This window comes from Rhodococcus sp. BP22, from assembly GCF_014281965.1.
GTDB lineage: Bacteria > Actinomycetota > Actinomycetes > Mycobacteriales > Mycobacteriaceae > Rhodococcoides.
In genome coordinates, this window is record NZ_JACFTB010000001.1 from 1 (window position 1) to 17,367 (window position 17,367).

A 17,367-nucleotide genomic window follows, 5' to 3' on the forward strand; every position below is an offset into this window, starting at 1 on the left:
CGTCTATGTCGTCAGTGAAGACTCGTGGATTCTGAGAGACAACGCGGAGGATCTTGATCAGCCGAGCGAGATGACCACGAAGTGCCTCTTCACCGAGGGCTGCTGCTTCGCACTCGAAGCGGACCGAAATACCTTGGGGAGCACCTAGCGCGTCGAACGTTTCGTCGACCGACACCACCAGTTCGGCATCGGTGTCGACTGCGGGCGTCGCTTCGGTACCGAACGCCAGCACGACGCGGTAAAAATCCTCGCGTGAGAGTTCCTCGAAGACGTCGGCAATCAACACGTCCGCGTGAGCGAGAGCAGCGGTGTCGCTTTCTTGCGCGCGGGAGGCCAATTCGGCGAACGGTTCTCCGCGCACGACCGAGGTTCGAAACACGATTGTGTTGCCTTCGGTGAACGGTGTTCGCGCGCCGATCGCGATGTCGGTCTCCCCCGAAAGGCGGGCCAACAGTGCGACAAGAGCAGCGTGGACCGTGATGAGAACGCTGGACCCCTTCTTTGCCGCATCGGAAGTAAGCCGTCGGTGGACTCCAAGGTCCACGGTGTCCTCGACTACAAATCTCGGCTGCGGGTGAACCGGGGAAGGTGCGCCCTGCGTGGACGTCCCCAGGCCGACTCCGGCCGGTGCGTCGGCAAGCGTTGCCGACCAGTAAGCCAACTGTTGTTGCTCGAGTCTGCGGCGGCGACCGACCGCTGCGCTCTCGACGTGCACTTCGTCGACCAGATCATATGGGCCGGCCTCGACGAACGCGGACAGAATATCGATGAATCCACGATGGTGACGCGCAAGATCGGCATCGATGTATCTGTTCGGATTTCCGCGGAAGTCTACGAATGTTTTTGCTGGAGAGCCGCTTTGATAAATGTTGACCAAAAGATCGTCGACCGGGCCGGAGGTGACGATGTTGAATTCACCGGAGATCGGCCCGAGATGGATTTCCTGATGAAACAGCATCACGTTGACCATGGGCGCAAGTAGGCCGCTGTCGAGGCCCTTGGCGGTCAGGTCGCGTCGGATGTCCTCGATGCTGAATCGCTGATGCCGCAGCGCTCCCATAAGTTCGAGTTGGACATGCTGTACCAAGTCGCCGATGCTGCCGGCCGGAGAGACCCTGATGGGCAGCGGAGCGACGTTGACGAGCATTCCGCCGGAGCGACGGAGAACTGCGGTCGTTCTTGCGGACACCGGAATGTTCACCAGGACGTCTTCGCGCCCCGTCATGCGTGAGAGGTAGCACGCGAAAGCTGCGATGACCACGGCGGCTGCCGTTGCACTCTTGGTTGCGTCCGACTTCTCGAGGTTCTCTACGACGTGCTCGTCAAGAGCCGCGCTTTCGAGCTTGCTCGCGGCCACTGTGGCGCCATCGGAGTTCGCGAGTGTGGCGCCACCCTGCACGTCACGTACGTGGTCGGCCCAGTACTCGCGGTCGGTTTCGAACCGCCCAGAATGTCGGTATTCCTGATCGAGTGAGTACAGCTTCTTCAGATCCGCTGCACTCGCCGGCTTCGGATCCTTTCCTTCGAGCTCGGCTGTATACAGCTCGGCGGTGCGGTTGACCATGGTCATTGCGCCGTAGCCGTCGAGTGCGACGTGATGGATTTTGCTGTACCACAGGAAACGACTGTCCTCGACTTGCAGAATCCACACTGTGACCAGGCGATCGCGGGTCAGATCGACTGGTGCCGTGTAATTTTCGTCGATCCATGCCTTTGCAGCGGCCATGGGATCCGGTTCGCTACGTAAGTCCAGAAAATCGACGTTGTCGTCTATTCCGTGATCGACGATCTGGATCGGTTCCCCGTCGATCTCGGACAGTCGAAGAAAGGCAGATTGGAATTCGTGCCCGGCGGCACGTGAAGCCTTTCTCAGTAGCTCGAGATCGAGGTCACCTCGTAGGTCCACGTACTGCGCGATGCAGACCGGGACCTGGGGCGCCAATTGCTGCGCAAACCACATTCCACGCTGCGCCGAGGAAAGCGGAAATCCTGCTGTCTCGTCACCACTTCGAGGAAGGGAGCTGTGCGACTCCCCCGAGATCACGGCTCGCATTCATTCGCCTTTCTGACGCGGGAACGTCGTCGAACTGATCGTCGGCTTCGACACCGGTCGTCGATACGATGCGCGAGCAGGATCGATCAATGTGTTCACTGTCCGTTCTGATCGGGTGCAGCTGTGCAGGCCAGTACTGAGCAATCGGGTTCTCGGCGCGGGTTTGCGCTCGGGCAACTCAGGTTGATTCGGAGCGGACCACATCATGGATTGGAAATGTGCGCGGATTCAGAAACATGCTTGCAGTCTGTTTCCGATGTCGTGCAGTGCCGCGAGTCGGCTGTCCATTCACTCCGTGCCCTCTACGGCAAGACTCATCACCGGCGCCCCCTCTCATGTGCATACACCACCGAACGTTCAGGGCCCCGGTCTTCCTGGCGAACGGTTGGCGATATGCGTTGCTGCATATCGCGCTCATGACAATTTCGACCTACCAACACACAATAGTCAGCCGCCATTGCTTTAGCGGACTATTAATTGAGAATCGAGAACAATTCCCTGTCCGTTACACCTTCGGTGAATCCGAGGTGAATCGCGTCAATTGTCCTGGTCTATGGCGACCGATATCAGGATTCGAATATGTTGGCGGCTTATTTACGAACTTTCGAGACGCTTTCTTCGCCGATAACAAACTCTTTGCCTGTTGTCCGCGCGCGCACTGCTGCGTACAACAGAAACAGTGCCGCGCTGACGCACAGGAGACGTTCGGGCCATGCACCCAGATCCGTCGCGACTGTCGTTCGATTGTGTAGTCCGATCTGGGCGACGAGGGCGTCGGCGACGAATAAAGGGGTCTGATCGACGATTGCCCCGTCGGGCGAAACAATTGCACTTACCCCGCTCGTTGCGGCGACAACAACAGATCGCCCATGCTCGACAGCACGAATTCTCGACATCGCCAACTGCTGATAGGTCATCTCGGTATCACCGAAGGTGGCGTTGTTGGTCGGGATTGCGATGAATTCTGCGCCGGATCGGACAGATTCGGTCAATGCTCGGTCGAACGCGACTTCATAGCACGTCGCGATACCGGCAGCGATATCAGCAGCGTGGACGACGCCGTTTCCGCTACCCGGGATGAAGTAGCCTGCTTTGTCGGCGTACTCCGAGAACATTCGAAAAAAGCTTCGGTAGGGTAAGTATTCACCGAACGGTTGGATTATCTTCTTGTCGTGACGTTCGCCGGGCCCCGCGGCGCCATCCCATGCGATGACCGAATTCGTGGTGGTGCGATCGTCGTTGACCAGGACCGTGCCGACAAGAATGGGTGCCCCGACGGCCTCGGATGCCGCGGTGATTTCGGAGGCCGCGTCCGCGTTTCGCAAGGGGTCGATATCCGAAGCGTTCTCGGGCCACACGACCAGATCCGGTCGATCCACGCGCCCTGCCGATACTTCGTCGGCCAACGCGAATGTCTCACGGACGTGGTTGTCCAAGACCGCCCGGCGCTGCGAGTTGAAATCCAGACCCAGCCGAGGCACGCTGCCCTGGATTGCGGCCACGGTGATGGTGCGCTCTCCTGCCTCCGGTTCATTGCTCACCAGCGTCGGAAGAAGCGCAACTGCGACAATGGATGCTGCGCTCGTCGTCGCGACCGAGACGATCAGCATGCCTCGGATGGGACGTCTCTTTCTCGCCGCGAGAGTACAAGCGATCGCAGCAAGTCCAGTGCCTGTCAGCGCAACTCCGAAGCTCAGCAGCGGAGCTCCGCCGATGCTCGCGAGGGGCAGCAACCAACTATCGGGTTGCCCGAACGATAGTCGGCCCCAAGGGAATCCACCGAACGGAAAATTCGACCTTGCCCACTCGACGAGACTCCACACGGCAGCCGTGGAGACCGGCCACCAGCGGTTTCGGGAGACAACGACGGCTAGTACGCCGAAAAGCCCGATGAACAAAGATTCTGCTGCAGCGAGTGCAAGCCACGGCAGCGGACCGACGTAGACACCGATCCAAGGAAGCAGTGGAACGAAGAACCCCAGTCCTGCGAGGAATCCATAGCCGAAACCGCTCTTCTTCGAGACCGACCCGGTAGTTCTGAAACGCCGCAGGACGAGGACGAGAAGTGCCACCCCGACTGGGGCGAGAAACCAAAGGGGGCGGGGAGGGAAGCTCAGGAACAGCAGGAGGCCGGACGCCACAGCGGACAAGACCGACACACCAGTGCGGACCACCTGCGCCCGTGCGACCCCCACCCCTTCAAGCGCCATGAATCGTCCGCCCACGATGCACGGTGCGGAGACAGGTCGGGGACGGCGAGCCAGGCTCGAGCGATGGCAGGGCAGGGACACCGGCGCGCGGGTCGGTCGACCAACGCGCAACACTGTCCTTGGGTGCCCTGACCACGAGATCGGTTGCGTCCCAGATCGCGTAGCTTGCCGGAGCCCCCGGCGTCAGGGTGCCGGCAAGGCCATCCCGCACGCCGCCCGCGCGCCACGCACCGCGCGTAGCGGCCGAGAACGCCGCTCGAGGCGAGATTGCACTCCCCTCGGTCCGGTGATTGACCGCTGCGCGCAGCATCCTCCATGGATCGAGCCCGGTGACGGGCGCATCGGAGCTGAATGCAAGGGAGACGCCGGAGGAGGCCAATTGTGCAAGCGGGTTCAGCATCCGCGCACGATCCACCCCAAGTCGACGCGCATACATCCCCTCCTCGCCACCCCACAGCTCGTCGAACATCGGCTGCATACTTGCGATGACTCCCCAGGACGCCAACTTCGCTGCTTGTTCGCCGGACACCATCTCCACGTGTTCGACGCGATGTCCGAGGGCGGCCAGGGCGGGGCCACCGATGGCGGCCGCAACGCGGGAAAAACCCTGTACGACGGCAGATACAGCAGCATCGCCGATAGCATGGAAGCCCGCTTGGATCCCGACTTCCGTGCAAGCAGCCACATGAGTGGCAATCGCGTCGACGTCGAGGAACGAGAGTCCTGTGCCGGGCCCGTCGTTGTAGGGCGCGCTGAGCCAGGCCGTGCGTGAGCCGATCGAGCCGTCGATGAACAGATCTCCCCCGAGAGCATGCGCACCTGTCGCTTGGGCGAGCGTGCGCGCGTGATCTGCGCTGGAAACAGTCTCACCCCAGTACCCGCGTACTTCGACCCCGTGTTCGGTCGCGAGCAGTTCCTGGAAATCGTCACGGCCAGAGATATCCGGGCCGCCACATTCGTGCACAGCGCAGATGCCCTGCGATGCGGCGTTGTCGAGAGCCAACGTTCTCGCGGACGCGCGAGCGGCGGGGGTCAAGAGTTTCAAGGCGGTGCGACGAACGGCGTGATGAGCGTCGCCGGTAAGTGCGTGCTCGGGATGAAACCCCGCGAGGGCGTTCAGCGCGCCACTGGCAGCGCGGAGAACCGTCGAGCTTGCGGCACTGTGGCCGTCCACTCGGGCGAGATAAATCGGCCTTCCGGGGGCGGCATCGTCCAGGTCCGAGGTCGAGAGCACACCCGGCTCGTCCCACGCCGTGTCATCCCAGCCGTTCCCCCAGATCAACGGATCCGAACTTTCCAGCGCGTAGCGGCGTATCGCCTGCACACACTCCACACGCGAGCGGCACGCACTCAGATCGAGTGCTCCGAGCGCTAGACCGTATGCGGTGGTGTGGACGTGTGTGTCGACGAATGCGGGGGCCACGAATGCGCCGGCAAGGTCGATCTCCTCGGCGCCGGGGTGGAGCGCGCGGCCCGTTCGATCCTCGCCTGTCCAGGTCACGATTCCGTCGGTAATTGCAATAGCGCTCGCGTCGGGAGCCGTCGGACTGTAGATCCGTCCACCGAGAAGCAGTTGGGTACTCACGATGGTTCAGTGTGCCCTCAGCGAACCGGCTTCTGGAAATCCTGCCCGTCGATCTCGACTATCTGTCCCTCGAGCACCGTGGCAGAGGGCGGCCCGCCATAGGTCGTCCGGGTGTGCCCGTCGGACACGACCTCGCCGTCGATGACGGTAGGGCGCATCCTGCCTGCGGCTGTCGCTACCGTCGGCATCCATCTGGCAGCTGCCAGCATCACCAGTGGACGTAGCGCCCAACGCGTGGGGGGCAGAAGAAGCAAGATGCCGAACGCGGTGGTGACCAAGCCTGGAACGAACATCGCGACCGAACCTATGGCGAACAGCACACCGTCGGCGACCGCTCCGCCAGGGGACCGTTCACCGCGACTGGCGCTGCGAAGGCCTTCCATGACGCGACGGCCCTGACCGCGGACGAGTATCAACCCGGCAGCGGAACCTGCGATGAGGAGCAGCACTGTCCAGAGCACGCCGATAGCGCTACCGACAGCGACCAGCGCGGCCACCTCGACGATGACATAGAGGGCAAAGAGCGCAATCACGTGTTCGTTCCTTTCGTCGTCTGTACTGACAACGGACAGCCACGCTGTATTTCTCCCTGAATCCGTCGTCGTTTCGATAACGATTTACAACCGGGGACGCACGACACCCGTTTCGTATGCCAGGACCACCGCTTGAACTCGATCGCGAAGACCTAGTTTCGTCAGTATCCGGCCGATGTGGGTCTTCACCGTGGCTTCGGACAACACCAACTTACCGGCGATCTCGGCGTTGGACAGTCCGGTTGCTAGCAATCCGAGCACCTCCCGTTCACGGTCGGTGAGAGCGTCGAGCACCACCGGGTCCTGTGCAAGGGGTGCGTCCTCCGCGATGAAACGTGACAGGAGACGCCGCGTCACTTTCGGTGAGACGACCGCGTCACCGGCCGCGACGCTGCGGATCGCGGATATCAAATCCTCAGGCGGGGTGTCCTTGAGCAGAAAACCACTGGCGCCTGCCCGCAGTGCTCCCAGCACATGCTCGTCGAGATCGAACGTCGTCATGACGAGCACTCGGGAGTTCGAGTCGGATTCGGTGATCATCGAGGTAGCTCGCACACCGTCGATTCCTGGCATTCGGACATCCATCAGTACGACATCCGGGCGGTGCTCGCGGACAGCGCGCACGGCTGCCGATCCGTCTGCGGCCTCCGCGACGACGGTGATGTCTTCCTGCGCTTCGAGGACCATCGTCAGGCCCATCCGCATCAATTCTTGGTCGTCGACGATGAGAACTGTAATCGGCACGGTCTCAACCTAACGTCATTCGAGCGGCAACTCAGCGCGTACTCGCCACCTGCCGTCCGCCGTTCGGCCGGCCTCCAACGCACCCTGCAGGACGGCAACACGCTCACGCATGCCGAGCAGGCCGTTCCCCGTCCCCTCGAAAGCACTGGTTCCTGATCCGGCACCGTTGACGATCTCGATGAGGATGTCGTCCTCGCGGCGCACGACTGTTACCCGTGCCCGTGGCGCGTGGCCCCCGTGGCGCAGAACGTTGGTGAGAGATTCCTGAACGAGGCGGTGGATACCCAAACTGATCGCGGGACTGATGTCGTCAAGATTCCCGGTTTGTTCGAGTTCTACGTTCAATCCGGCTCGCGACATCATGTCCACCATTTTGGCCAGCCCCGCAGTCCCGTACATCGGCATGTCCTCGGAATGGGGGGTGGTTCGGAGCAGCGCGACCGTGCGCCGTAGTTCCGCGAGCGCCTGCCTGCCGGTAGCAGAGATGTTCGCGACTGCTTCTTCTGCTCGATCCGGATCCCGCCGGATCGCATACGACGCACCGTCGGCCTGAACGATCATCACGCTGACACCGTGTGCGATGACGTCGTGCAACTCGCGAGCGATCCGGGTGCGCTCGTGCGCAACAGCTTCCTCGGCGCGCCTGTCCCGATCATATTCGGCCACAAGCAGTTTCGCCTCGACCGCCTCGTCGTACGCACGGCGAGCTCCGAGGAACTCGGCAGCGATCCAGGCGAACCCGTACAGCAGGACAGTGAACAGCATCGAAAGAACCGCATCGTCGTCCAGTGCCCATACCGCCAGACCTCCATCGAGCAATACCCCGCCCAGATAGAGCAGACCTTGTCGGCGGCCGGCCCACGTAGGCAATAAGTGTGTAGAGCATGATCGGTAGGGCCAGTGCAGCAGGATGAATGTCGGTTGACTCCCCGACGGCAAGTCCGCCGAGCGTGATGAGCAGCGAACCTGCCAGGACCGCCCACGCGACCGTCCGCGGATGCCGTCTTCGCCATGCGATCGGAGCACTCAACGCCGCTGCCCCGACGACGAAAACCATCGGGCTTCTCATTTCGACGTTGCTAAAAAATGACACAATCTCGAAGAAGAACAGAGTGCCTGCTAGCAGCGTGTCGGCGATGGAGGGCTTCCCCCTGAGCCACAAGCTGAATCTACGCATGTGGTTGAGTTTGCCGCATGACTGCCGCCGACTGGGGATTGTTGATGGTCGCAGCGACAGCGGCAGGTTGGGTCGACGCCGTAGTCGGTGGTGGTGGTCTCATCCTCCTACCCGCGATCTTGCTCGTCGCGCCGCAGCTGGCCCCACAGGCGGCGCTCGCCACGAACAAGATGACTGCCGTGTTCGGTACTTTCGCAGCCGTAGTCACCTTCTCCCGTCGAATCGCACTCGACTGGCGACTGCTCGTTCCTGCCGGAGCCCTCGCAGCCGTCGCGTCGGCTGCAGGTGCCGCTGCGGTGTCCTTGATCGACCGCGAATTGTTCATCCCGATCATCATGGTCGTTCTTATCGCTGTCGCGGCTCTGGTGACCGCTCGACCCACGATCGGCTCCGCTGCAGGCTCACACGCCCCGAGCAAGCGGAAGACGCTGACCGTCGTATTCCTCGCAGCGGGCGGATTCGGGTTCTACGACGGCATACTCGGGCCTGGCACCGGGACGTTCTTCATCATCGCCTTTGCGACGTTGCTCGGAACCGAGTTCGTGCGCAGTGCAGCAATGGCGAAGGTACTCAATCTCGGCTCCAATCTCGGGGCACTGGCGTTCTTCGCCGTCACCGGTCACGTTCTCTGGCAGCTGGGAGCGGCGATGGCTGTGTGCAATGTGATCGGCGCAGTGTCGGGCTCACGCATAGCGCTCGCTCGTGGTTCCGGATTCGTGCGAGTGGTGTTGCTGGTGGTCGTGTTCGGGATGGTTATCCGACTCGGATGGCAACAGTTCGGCTAACCTCGATTCCTGTGACCCAGCATCCGCAAAGACATGTGGACCCGGACTTTCTCGAGCTCCCCCTTCGCGAACTTGCCGCGGCAGTACTCGATACCGCGCGGCGAGCGGGTGCCGTCCATGCCGATCTTCGCGTTCACCGGCTGACCACGCAGTCTCTCAATCTTCGCGACGGTGCGGTCCAATCCGCGGTGGACGGCTCCGAGATCGGGCTGGCAGTTCGCGTGGTGATCGACGGTACCTGGGGATTCGCCTCGCACACCGACTTGTCCGTTGCCGCTGCGATACGAACGGCCAAGACGGCCGTCGACGTCGCCACTGCTCTGCGTGCCCTCAATCGCGAGCACGTCGAGTTGGCAGACGAACCGATCTATTCGGACGCAACCTGGGTGTCGGACTACGAGGTGGATCCTTTCGACATCCCTACCCGTGACAAAGTCGAGCTCCTTGCCGAATACTCGTCGCGACTGGCAGCGTCCGACGGCGTCGACCATGTGACGGCTTCGGTTCAACAGGTCAAAGAACAGACGTTCTACGCGGACTCGGCGGGCAGCTCCATCACCCAGCAACGCGTTCGACTGCATCCACAGTTCGAGGCGACCACGGTCGACTCCGACGCCGGTGCCTTCGAGACGATGCGGACTCTTGCGCCACCGGTCAGTCGTGGGTGGGAGTACCTGGCTGCGGACAGCACGTGGGACTGGGCCGACGAGCTCGCGCGCATACCCGACTGGCTCGGTGAGAAAGTGAAGTCCCCCTCGGTAGTAGCCGGTCCGCTGGACCTCGTGATCGACCCGACCAACCTGTGGCTCACGATCCACGAATCGATCGGCCACGCTACGGAGTACGACCGCGCCATCGGATACGAGGCGGCCTACGCCGGTACATCTTTCGCGACGCCGGACAAACTCGGCACACTGAAGTACGGCAGCGAATCCATGCATGTAACAGCCGACCGTACCGAAGTTCACGGGCTGGCAAGCACGGGCTACGACGACGAAGGTGTCGCCGCCCAGAAATGGGACCTGGTGCGCGACGGCGTACTGGTGGGGTACCAATTGGATCGCGTATTTGCGCCACGACTCGGGCTTTCGAGGTCCAACGGGTGCTCGTACGCCGACTCCGCACATCACGTTCCGATTCAGCGCATGGCCAACGTCTCCTTGCAACCGGACCCGAATGTCGATCGCAGCATCGACGACCTGGTGGCGGCAGTCGAGGACGGAATCTATGTCGTCGGTGACAAGTCGTGGTCGATCGATATGCAGCGGTACAACTTTCAGTTCACCGGTCAGCGGTTCTTCCGTATTCGACATGGACGACTCGAAGGCCAAGTACGCGATGTCGCCTATCAAGCGACCACGACCGACTTCTGGGGCTCGATGGATCTGCTGGGTGGTGAATCGACCAGGCGGCTCGGTGGCGCATTCAATTGCGGCAAAGCGCAACCCGGTCAAGTTGCTGCGGTCAGCCATGGCTGTCCGGCAGCTCTCTTCCGAGGCGTCAATGTACTCAACACTCGATCGGAGGGGGTCAAATGATTCGAGCTCAGGACGTCGTCGAGCAGGTTCTACGTGCCGCCACAGTGGACGAGACCCTGGTGATCGTCACCGACTCCAGTGAGTCCTCACTCCGATGGGCCAACAATTCGATGACCACCAACGGCGTCGGAGTGTCCAGACGATGGACGGTTGTCTCCATCGTTCGCGCGGACGATGGGACGCGGGTTTCCTCGTCTTCGTCCAGCAGCGTCGATCCGAAAGACATAGCCGCAACGGTCCGTGCCTCCGAAAATGCCGCTCGCACAGCTGAAACGGCCGAGGATGCAATGCCTCTCGTCGAGGGGAGCACGGTGGCACCGGATTGGGATGCCGATCCCGCACGGACCGACATAGGGGTGTTCGAGTCCCTCACCGGTCCCCTGTCGACCGGTTTCGATGCGCAGGACCAGCTCTACGGTTTCGCCCACCACCAGATCGAAACGGTGTGGCTCGGGTCGTCGACCGGTATCAGACGGCGATTCACGCAGCCGACCGGATCGATCGAGATCAATGGCAAACGTTCGGACGCCAGCGCATGGGTCGGCGCGAGCACGAAGTACTTCGACGACGTGTCGGTCGAAAAGCTGCTCGAAGACCTATCCACCAGGCTCGACTGGTCCAGAAACCGAATCGATCTACCCGCAGGTCGGTACGAGACTCTACTGCCGCCGTCCGCGGTTGCCGACTTGATGATCTATCTGATGTGGACCATGGAGGGGCGTGGCGCACAGGAAGGACATACGGCGCTTTCTCGGGCGGGCGGAACTCGCATCGGTGAGAAGTTGGGCCAGTTGCCACTGACGTTGTTCTCGGACCCTCGGCACGATGGGCTCGAGTACTCGCCGTTCGTCGCAACGGGCTCTTCGAACGACTCCGTATCGCTTTTCGACAACGGCGCGTCCACCTCACGCGTCGAGTGGATCCGAAACGGAACGATCAATGCGCTCGCCTACCCGCGCTTTCTCGCGGAGAAGTACGACACCGAGCTCACCGTCCCGGGCGACAATCTCGTACTTACCGGTGGGTCGGACACCACCCTCGAGGAGATGGTCGCTCGTACCGAACGAGGACTGCTGCTGAGCACCCTCTGGTACATCCGCGAGGTGGACCCGGCGACTCTGCTGCTGACGGGTTTGACTCGCGACGGCGTCTACCTGGTCGAAAACGGCAAGGTTGTCGGAGCGGTCAACAACTTCCGCTTCAACAAAAGCCCACTGGACCTGTTGCGCCGAGCCACGGAGGCCGGGGCAACGGAAAAGACGCTACCCCGGGAGTGGAAAGACTGGTTCACGCGAACGGCTATGCCGCCGTTGCGGATTCCAGACTTCCACATGTCCTCGGTGAGTCAAGCGCAGTAGCTACGAGCTGCGGGTCGGGCTACGCCGGCACGATTGAGATGCCTACCGTGCCGGACTTTCCTCGACGAAGCGAGCTTCCCTTCACCGTAAGCCAACCGAGAATGCCGTACTTGGACGAGATCGCCGAGCGTGCCTTCTCGGTGCCTGCGGCGTCCATGATCTCGGCGACACCGTCGACTGCGTCGCCTTCGACCTTGCCCCGAGCCGAACACGGGGCGATGGTGACCGAGGGATTGCGCTTGATGCGCTTGACCTTCCACGAGTCGGTCGTCGTCCACACGAGCAGGCGATCTCCGTCGCGAGCACCCCACAATGGCGTCGCGACGGGAGTCCCGTCCTTCTTGAAGGTGGTCAGTGACACGTATTTTCCGTCGGCGATGTTCGCAAAGGTGGCCATGACGGTAAAGGGTACGGCTACTCCCCTTCCAGGTCGCCTTCGGTTTCGAGGTACACCTGACGTAGACCGTCGAGGATTGCGGCGTCGGGCTCGGCCCACATCTTTCGTTCCGCTGCTTCGAGCAACCGCTCGGCGATCCCGTGCAGAGCCCATGGATTGGACTGCTGCATGAATTTCTGATTCTGCTCGTCCAGGACGTACGTCTCGGCCAGCTTTTCGTACATCCAGTCGGCGACGACATCTGTGGTGGCGTCGTACCCGAACAAGTAGTCGACCGTGGCCGCCATCTCGAACGCGCCCTTGTAGCCGTGTCTGCGCATCGCTTCGAGCCAGCGAGGATTGATCACCCGAGCTCGGAACACGCGGGCGGTCTCCTCCGACAGCGTTCTGGTCCGCACGGATTCTGGCCTCGTACTGTCACCGATGTACGCGTCGGGAGACTTGCCTGTCAGAGCACGAACAGTTGCGACCATGCCGCCGTGATACTGGAAGTAGTCGTCCGAATCGGCGATGTCGTGCTCACGAGTATCGGTGTTCTTGGCGGCAACAGCGATGCGGCGGTACGCACTGCGCATATCGTCCGAAGCGGGTACTCCGTCGAGACCTCGCCCGTATGCGAAACCGCCCCACGTCGTGTAGACCTGCGCCAGATCCTCGTCGCTACGCCAGGTCTTGCTGTCGATCAGTTGCAGCAGCCCAGCGCCGTATGTTCCAGGCTTCGAGCCGAAGATACGGGTCGTCGAGCGACGCTCATCGCCATGCTCGGCGAGATCTGCCTGAGCGTGTGCGCGAACGTAGTTCTGATCGGCCGGTTCGTCCAATGCAGCGACGAGGCGCACCGCGTCGTCGAGCATGGCCAGCACGTGAGGAAAGGCGTCGCGGAAAAAGCCGCTGATTCGCACCGTGACATCGATACGTGGTCGTCCCAGTTCAGCCAGGTCGATGACTTCGAGCTTGGTGACGCGTCTGGAGGCCTCGTCCCACACCGGTGCGACGCCGAGGAGTGCGAAGACTTCTGCGACATCGTCGCCGGACGTCCGCATGGCGGAGGTGCCCCACACCGACAGCCCCACGGACTTGGGCCACTCCCCGTGGTCCTTGCGGTAGCGGGCGAGAAGCGACTCGGCCATTGCCTGCCCGGTTTCCCACGCCAGGCGCGACGGCACTGCCTTGGGATCGACCGAGTAGAAGTTCCTGCCGGTAGGCAGAACGTTGATGAGCCCGCGCAGCGGGGACCCGCTCGGGCCGGCAGGAATGAACCCGCCGTCGAGCGCATGGAGGATCTGGTCGATCTCCCGAGAGGTTGCCCGAAGCCGGGGAACCACCTCGGTGGCCGCGAAGCGAAGGATCTCGGCAACGACCGTTCCGTGTTCTCCCGCTACTCGTTCGGCGGCGCCAGGATCCCATTGCGTCGTCTGCATCGTCGCCACGAGACCGTGCGCGATCGACTCGATGGCGTCGACTCGTGTTCGCTCCTCGTCCCCGTCTTCGCTCAGTCCCAACGCTTCACGAAGTCCGGGCACGGTTTGTTCGCCGCCCCACATCTGACGTGCACGCAGCATGGCCAGCACCAATTCCACCTCGGCGTCGCCGACCGGCTCCTGACCGAGGATGTGCAGACCGTCCCGGATCTGGACGTCTTTGATCTCGCAGAGCCACCCGTCGACGTGCAGCAGCATGTCGTCGAATACCTCTTCGTCGGGACGCTCCTCCAATCCGAGGTCCTGATGCATCTGTGCCGCAGTCATCAGCGTCCAGATCTGCTGCCTGATAGCAGGCAGTTTGGCCGGGTCCAGCGCCGAAATGTTGGCATGCTCGTCGAGCAACTGCTCGAGCCGGGAGATGTCGCCGTAACTTTCGGCGCGGGCCATCGGCGGAATGAGGTGATCGACCAGAGTGGCGTGGGCGCGGCGCTTGGCCTGCGTCCCCTCGCCCGGATCGTTGACGAGGAACGGGTAGATCAGCGGCAGGTCGCCGAGCGCGGCATCGGTGCCGCACGAAGCGGACATCCCGAGCGTCTTACCTGGCAGCCACTCGAGGTTGCCATGCTTTCCGAGATGGACCATCGCGTCGGCACCGAAGCCGCCGTCCTGACGTGAGGCCTGGATCCAGCGATACGCCGCGAGATAGTGGTGACTGGGAGGCAGATCCGGATCGTGATAGATCGCGACCGGTCGCTCGCCGAATCCTCGGGGCGGTTGAACCATGATGACGACGTTGCCGAACTGCATTGCCGCGATGACGATTTCGCCGTCGCGATCGCTCGACCGGTCGACGTACAGATCACCGGGAGCCGGTCCCCAATGCTTCTCGACGGCGGACGTCAGGTCCTCCGGCAGCTCGGCGAACCACGACCGGTACCGCGCGGCCGAGATGCGGATCGGATTGCCCTCGAGCTGTTCGTCGGTGAGCCAATCCGGGTCCTGTCCCCCGCGCGCGATAAGTGCGTGAATGAGTGCGTCGCCATCGCGAGCGGCTAAGCCCGGAACGGCGTCGGGTCCGTCCTCGGGTCCGAGATCGTATCCCGCTGTGCGCATCTCGGTCATGAGCGAAATCGCGCTCGCCGGCGTATCGAGGCCGACGGCATTTCCGATGCGAGCATGTTTGGTCGGGTACGCCGAGAACATCAGCGCAATTCTGCGCTCCGACGTAGGAATGTAGCGAAGCCGTGCATGACGCACCGCGATTCCAGCTACCCGCGCAGCACGTTCGTGATCGGGTACGTAGGTGGTCAGGCCATCGCCGTCGATCTCTTTGAACGAAAACGGAACCGTGATGAGTCGGCCGTCGAATTCGGGAACTGCAACTTGAGTCGCAACATCGAGCGGGGACATGCCGTCGTCGTTCGCCTCCCAGGTAGCCCGGCTGCTGGTCAAGCAAAGCCCCTGCAGGATGGGAACGTCCAGCGCGGCTAGTTCGGTAACGTCCCATGCTTCGTCGTCGCCGCCTGCCGACGCGCCTGCAGGCTTGGTTCCGCCCGCGGCCAACACCGTCACGATCATCGCGTCGGCCGACTTCAAAGCGCCCAGTAGTTCCGGGTCTGCGGCGCGCAACGATGCGCAGAAGAGCGGAAGCGCCTTCCCGCCCTTCGCCTCGACGGCCGCGGCGAGAGCTTCGATGTATGCGGTGTTTCCGGCTAGGTGCTGCGCTCGGTAGTAGAGGATCGCGATGGTCGGTCCGTCGGCATCGGCGGGTGTCACCGAAGACTCCAATACTCCCCACGTGGGTGTGTGGACGGGCGCAGAAAACCCATGACCGGTGAGCAGAACGGTGTCGGACAGGAAGCCGAAGAGTTCGGCAAGATTCTCCGGGCCACCTTCTGCCAGGTAATTATGGGCTTGAGCTGCGACATTGCCGGGGACCGTCGACAACTCCATCAACTCGGCGTCCGGCGCCTGCTCCCCACCGAGAACGACCACCGGCACGCCCGAGGCGAGTACCGCGTCGACGCCTTCTTCCCAGGACCGCTTCGATCCCAGGATCCGGAGCACGATCAAATCAATGCCCTCAGCCAGCCCGGCAACATCGTCGGCGAGCAAGCGCGAGGGATTTCCCCACCGATAGTCGGCGCCGCTGGCACGCGCGCTGAGCAGGTCGGTGTCCGATGTGGACAGAAGCAGGATCACGGTTACTGCCCTCCTCGGGGTTTTCGCGCCCCGCGTTTGTCTTGCGTGTGGGCTCACGGGAGAGGGTCTGGCTTTCACAGTGGCGCGACCGCGCCGGACTTACACCGGCTTCCTCTCGGCCGAAGCCGTTCGAAGGGGATGCTACCGAAGAAACCACCTGGCTCGTAACATCGGGAAACGCCGACAAGATGCGCTTGTAGCCTGGACAGGTGATGTCGAGCGACCCGAGAACAACCCCCGACCGCTGCCCAGGTGCACTGACCTTGCACCAAGCAGCCGATGGCGCGCTGGCCAGGGTGCGGCTGCCCGGCGGAATGGTCGACCCTTCCCACATGCAGGTTCTCGCGAAGGCTGCCGGCGATCTCGGGAACGGGTCTATGCAGCTGACATCCCGCGGCAACATCCAATTTCGCGGGGTTCGGGACAGCACCGAGCTGGCTCGACGGCTCGCGGATGCCGGTATGTTGCCCTCCCCGTCGCACGAGCGTGTGCGCAACATAATCGCCTCGCCTTTGACTGGTCGGGTCAATGGTGTCACTGATGTCCGAACCTTGATCAACGCACTAGACCGAGGCTTGTGCGCCTGTGCCGAGCTGGCGGATCTTCCCGGCCGGACACTGTTCGCCCTCGACGACGGCCGAGGCGATGTCACCGCTCTGGACCCGGACTTCGGTGTCCAAGCGCTCTCGCCCGAGTTGTTCGCCTTGATCCTCGGTGGCGCTGATACGGGTGTCAGGGTCGACCGCGACAGCGTCGTCGACGTGCTGGTGGACGCCGCCCGGATATTCGTCTCGTTGCGAGGTACGGAGTGGCGACTGACCGAGCTCGCCGACGGACCCGCACGAGTTCTCGCAACGCTGGGCCTTGATTCATCCGGCTACGACCCGACAACTACGGCTCCACTGGCCACTCGGCCGTCCGATACGCCCCCGGTCGGGTGGCTGTCGCAGGGCGATGGACTCGTGGCGCTGGGCGGAGTCCTTGCGCTCGGAGTCCTCGACGCACGGCTCGCCGAGTTTCTCGCTGCAATCGACAAACCGCTCGTCGTCACGCCGTGGCGCGGGATCGTCGTGTGCGATCTCGACGAGGGCGCTGCTGAACAGGTGGTCCGAGTACTGGCCCCGATGGGCTTGATCTTCGATGCCGACTCACCCTGGGTCAACCTCAGCGCCTGCACCGGCGCACCTGGGTGCGAGAAGTCGAATGCCGACGTGCGGGGGGATCTACGTGACGCCGTGGCTGCCGGCCGCAATCTTGCTGACCAACGCGAACATTGGTCAGGATGCGAGCGTCGATGTGGCAGGCCGAAAGGCGAGATCGTGGACGTCGTCGCCACCGGCGCCGGATACCGGGTGTCATGA

General features: G+C 62.6%; 11 protein-coding genes and 1 pseudogene. 4 read left to right on the forward strand and 8 right to left on the reverse strand.

The features are described 5' to 3' along the window. From H2510_RS00005 to H2510_RS00030, 6 genes and pseudogenes are all read right to left on the reverse strand, one after another. Window positions 1-2,053: condensation domain-containing protein (locus tag H2510_RS00005; protein ID WP_261392653.1), on the reverse strand; the 2,053-nt coding region annotated here is incomplete at its 3' end. A 590-nt stretch (window positions 2,054-2,643) separates the two neighbouring features. After that, window positions 2,644-4,263, reverse strand: a complete 1,620-nt coding sequence (lnt, locus tag H2510_RS00010) for an apolipoprotein N-acyltransferase (RefSeq protein ID WP_186626410.1) — start codon at window positions 4,261-4,263, stop codon at window positions 2,644-2,646. Continuing rightward, window positions 4,253-5,848 (reverse strand): amidohydrolase, encoded by a 1,596-nt coding sequence (locus H2510_RS00015; protein ID WP_186626411.1) that lies wholly within the window; start codon window positions 5,846-5,848, stop codon window positions 4,253-4,255. Before H2510_RS00015 ends, lnt begins: the two co-directional genes overlap by 11 nt. Window positions 5,849-5,865: 17 nt before the next feature. Next, the gene (locus H2510_RS00020; RefSeq protein ID WP_186626412.1) at window positions 5,866-6,381 is read right to left on the reverse strand and encodes an FxsA family protein; all 516 of its coding nucleotides are present in this window, start codon (window positions 6,379-6,381) and stop codon (window positions 5,866-5,868) included. An 84-nt stretch (window positions 6,382-6,465) separates the two neighbouring features. Next, window positions 6,466-7,125 carry a response regulator transcription factor gene (locus tag H2510_RS00025; RefSeq protein ID WP_186626413.1) on the reverse strand — a complete coding sequence of 220 codons (660 nt, stop codon included), beginning with the start codon at window positions 7,123-7,125 and terminating at the stop codon, window positions 6,466-6,468. 15 nt (window positions 7,126-7,140) lie between these two features. Next, window positions 7,141-8,302: pseudogene (locus tag H2510_RS00030) on the reverse strand (sensor histidine kinase). Window positions 8,303-8,319: 17 nt separating this feature from the next. On the opposite strand from H2510_RS00030, the gene H2510_RS00035 reads away from it, so the two are divergent. From H2510_RS00035 to H2510_RS00045, 3 genes are read left to right on the forward strand one after another with little or no spacing between them, the layout of a single operon-like run. Then, entirely contained in the window at window positions 8,320-9,087 is a 768-nt protein-coding gene (locus H2510_RS00035; RefSeq protein WP_136168983.1) for a TSUP family transporter, read from the forward strand. Between the two features lie 11 nt (window positions 9,088-9,098). Continuing rightward, window positions 9,099-10,625 (forward strand): TldD/PmbA family protein, encoded by a 1,527-nt coding sequence (locus tag H2510_RS00040; protein WP_397517301.1) that lies wholly within the window; start codon window positions 9,099-9,101, stop codon window positions 10,623-10,625. Further along, window positions 10,622-11,983, forward strand: coding sequence for a metallopeptidase TldD-related protein (locus H2510_RS00045; protein WP_186626415.1), 1,362 nt, complete (start codon window positions 10,622-10,624; stop codon window positions 11,981-11,983). Before H2510_RS00040 ends, H2510_RS00045 begins: the two co-directional genes overlap by 4 nt. Before the next feature lie 19 nt (window positions 11,984-12,002). Here H2510_RS00045 and H2510_RS00050 read toward each other — a convergent pair whose 3' ends face one another. Both H2510_RS00050 and cobN read right to left on the reverse strand, forming a co-directional pair. Further along, the gene (locus H2510_RS00050) at window positions 12,003-12,380 is read right to left on the reverse strand and encodes a PPOX class F420-dependent oxidoreductase (RefSeq protein WP_186626416.1); all 378 of its coding nucleotides are present in this window, start codon (window positions 12,378-12,380) and stop codon (window positions 12,003-12,005) included. Between the two features lie 17 nt (window positions 12,381-12,397). Further along, a complete protein-coding gene (gene cobN, locus H2510_RS00055; RefSeq protein WP_186626417.1) occupies window positions 12,398-16,006 on the reverse strand; it encodes a cobaltochelatase subunit CobN in 3,609 nt (1,202 codons plus the stop codon). A gap of 212 nt (window positions 16,007-16,218) precedes the next feature. Here cobN and cobG point away from each other — a divergent pair, with 212 nt between their 5' ends. Next, window positions 16,219-17,367 carry a precorrin-3B synthase gene (gene cobG, locus H2510_RS00060; RefSeq protein WP_186627036.1) on the forward strand — a complete coding sequence of 383 codons (1,149 nt, stop codon included), beginning with the start codon at window positions 16,219-16,221 and terminating at the stop codon, window positions 17,365-17,367.

Bases quoted from the DNA above. Each gene is read 5' to 3' on its own strand.
- H2510_RS00035 (WP_136168983.1), top strand. From the start codon at position 8,320: ATGACTGCCGCCGACTGGGGATTGTTGATGGTCGCAGCGACAGCGGCA.
- H2510_RS00045 (WP_186626415.1), top strand. From the start codon at position 10,622: ATGATTCGAGCTCAGGACGTCGTCGAGCAGGTTCTACGTGCCGCCACA.
- lnt (WP_186626410.1), bottom strand. From the start codon at position 4,263: ATGGCGCTTGAAGGGGTGGGGGTCGCACGGGCGCAGGTGGTCCGCACT.
- H2510_RS00050 (WP_186626416.1), bottom strand. From the start codon at position 12,380: ATGGCCACCTTTGCGAACATCGCCGACGGAAAATACGTGTCACTGACC.
- cobG (WP_186627036.1), top strand. From the start codon at position 16,219: ATGTCGAGCGACCCGAGAACAACCCCCGACCGCTGCCCAGGTGCACTG.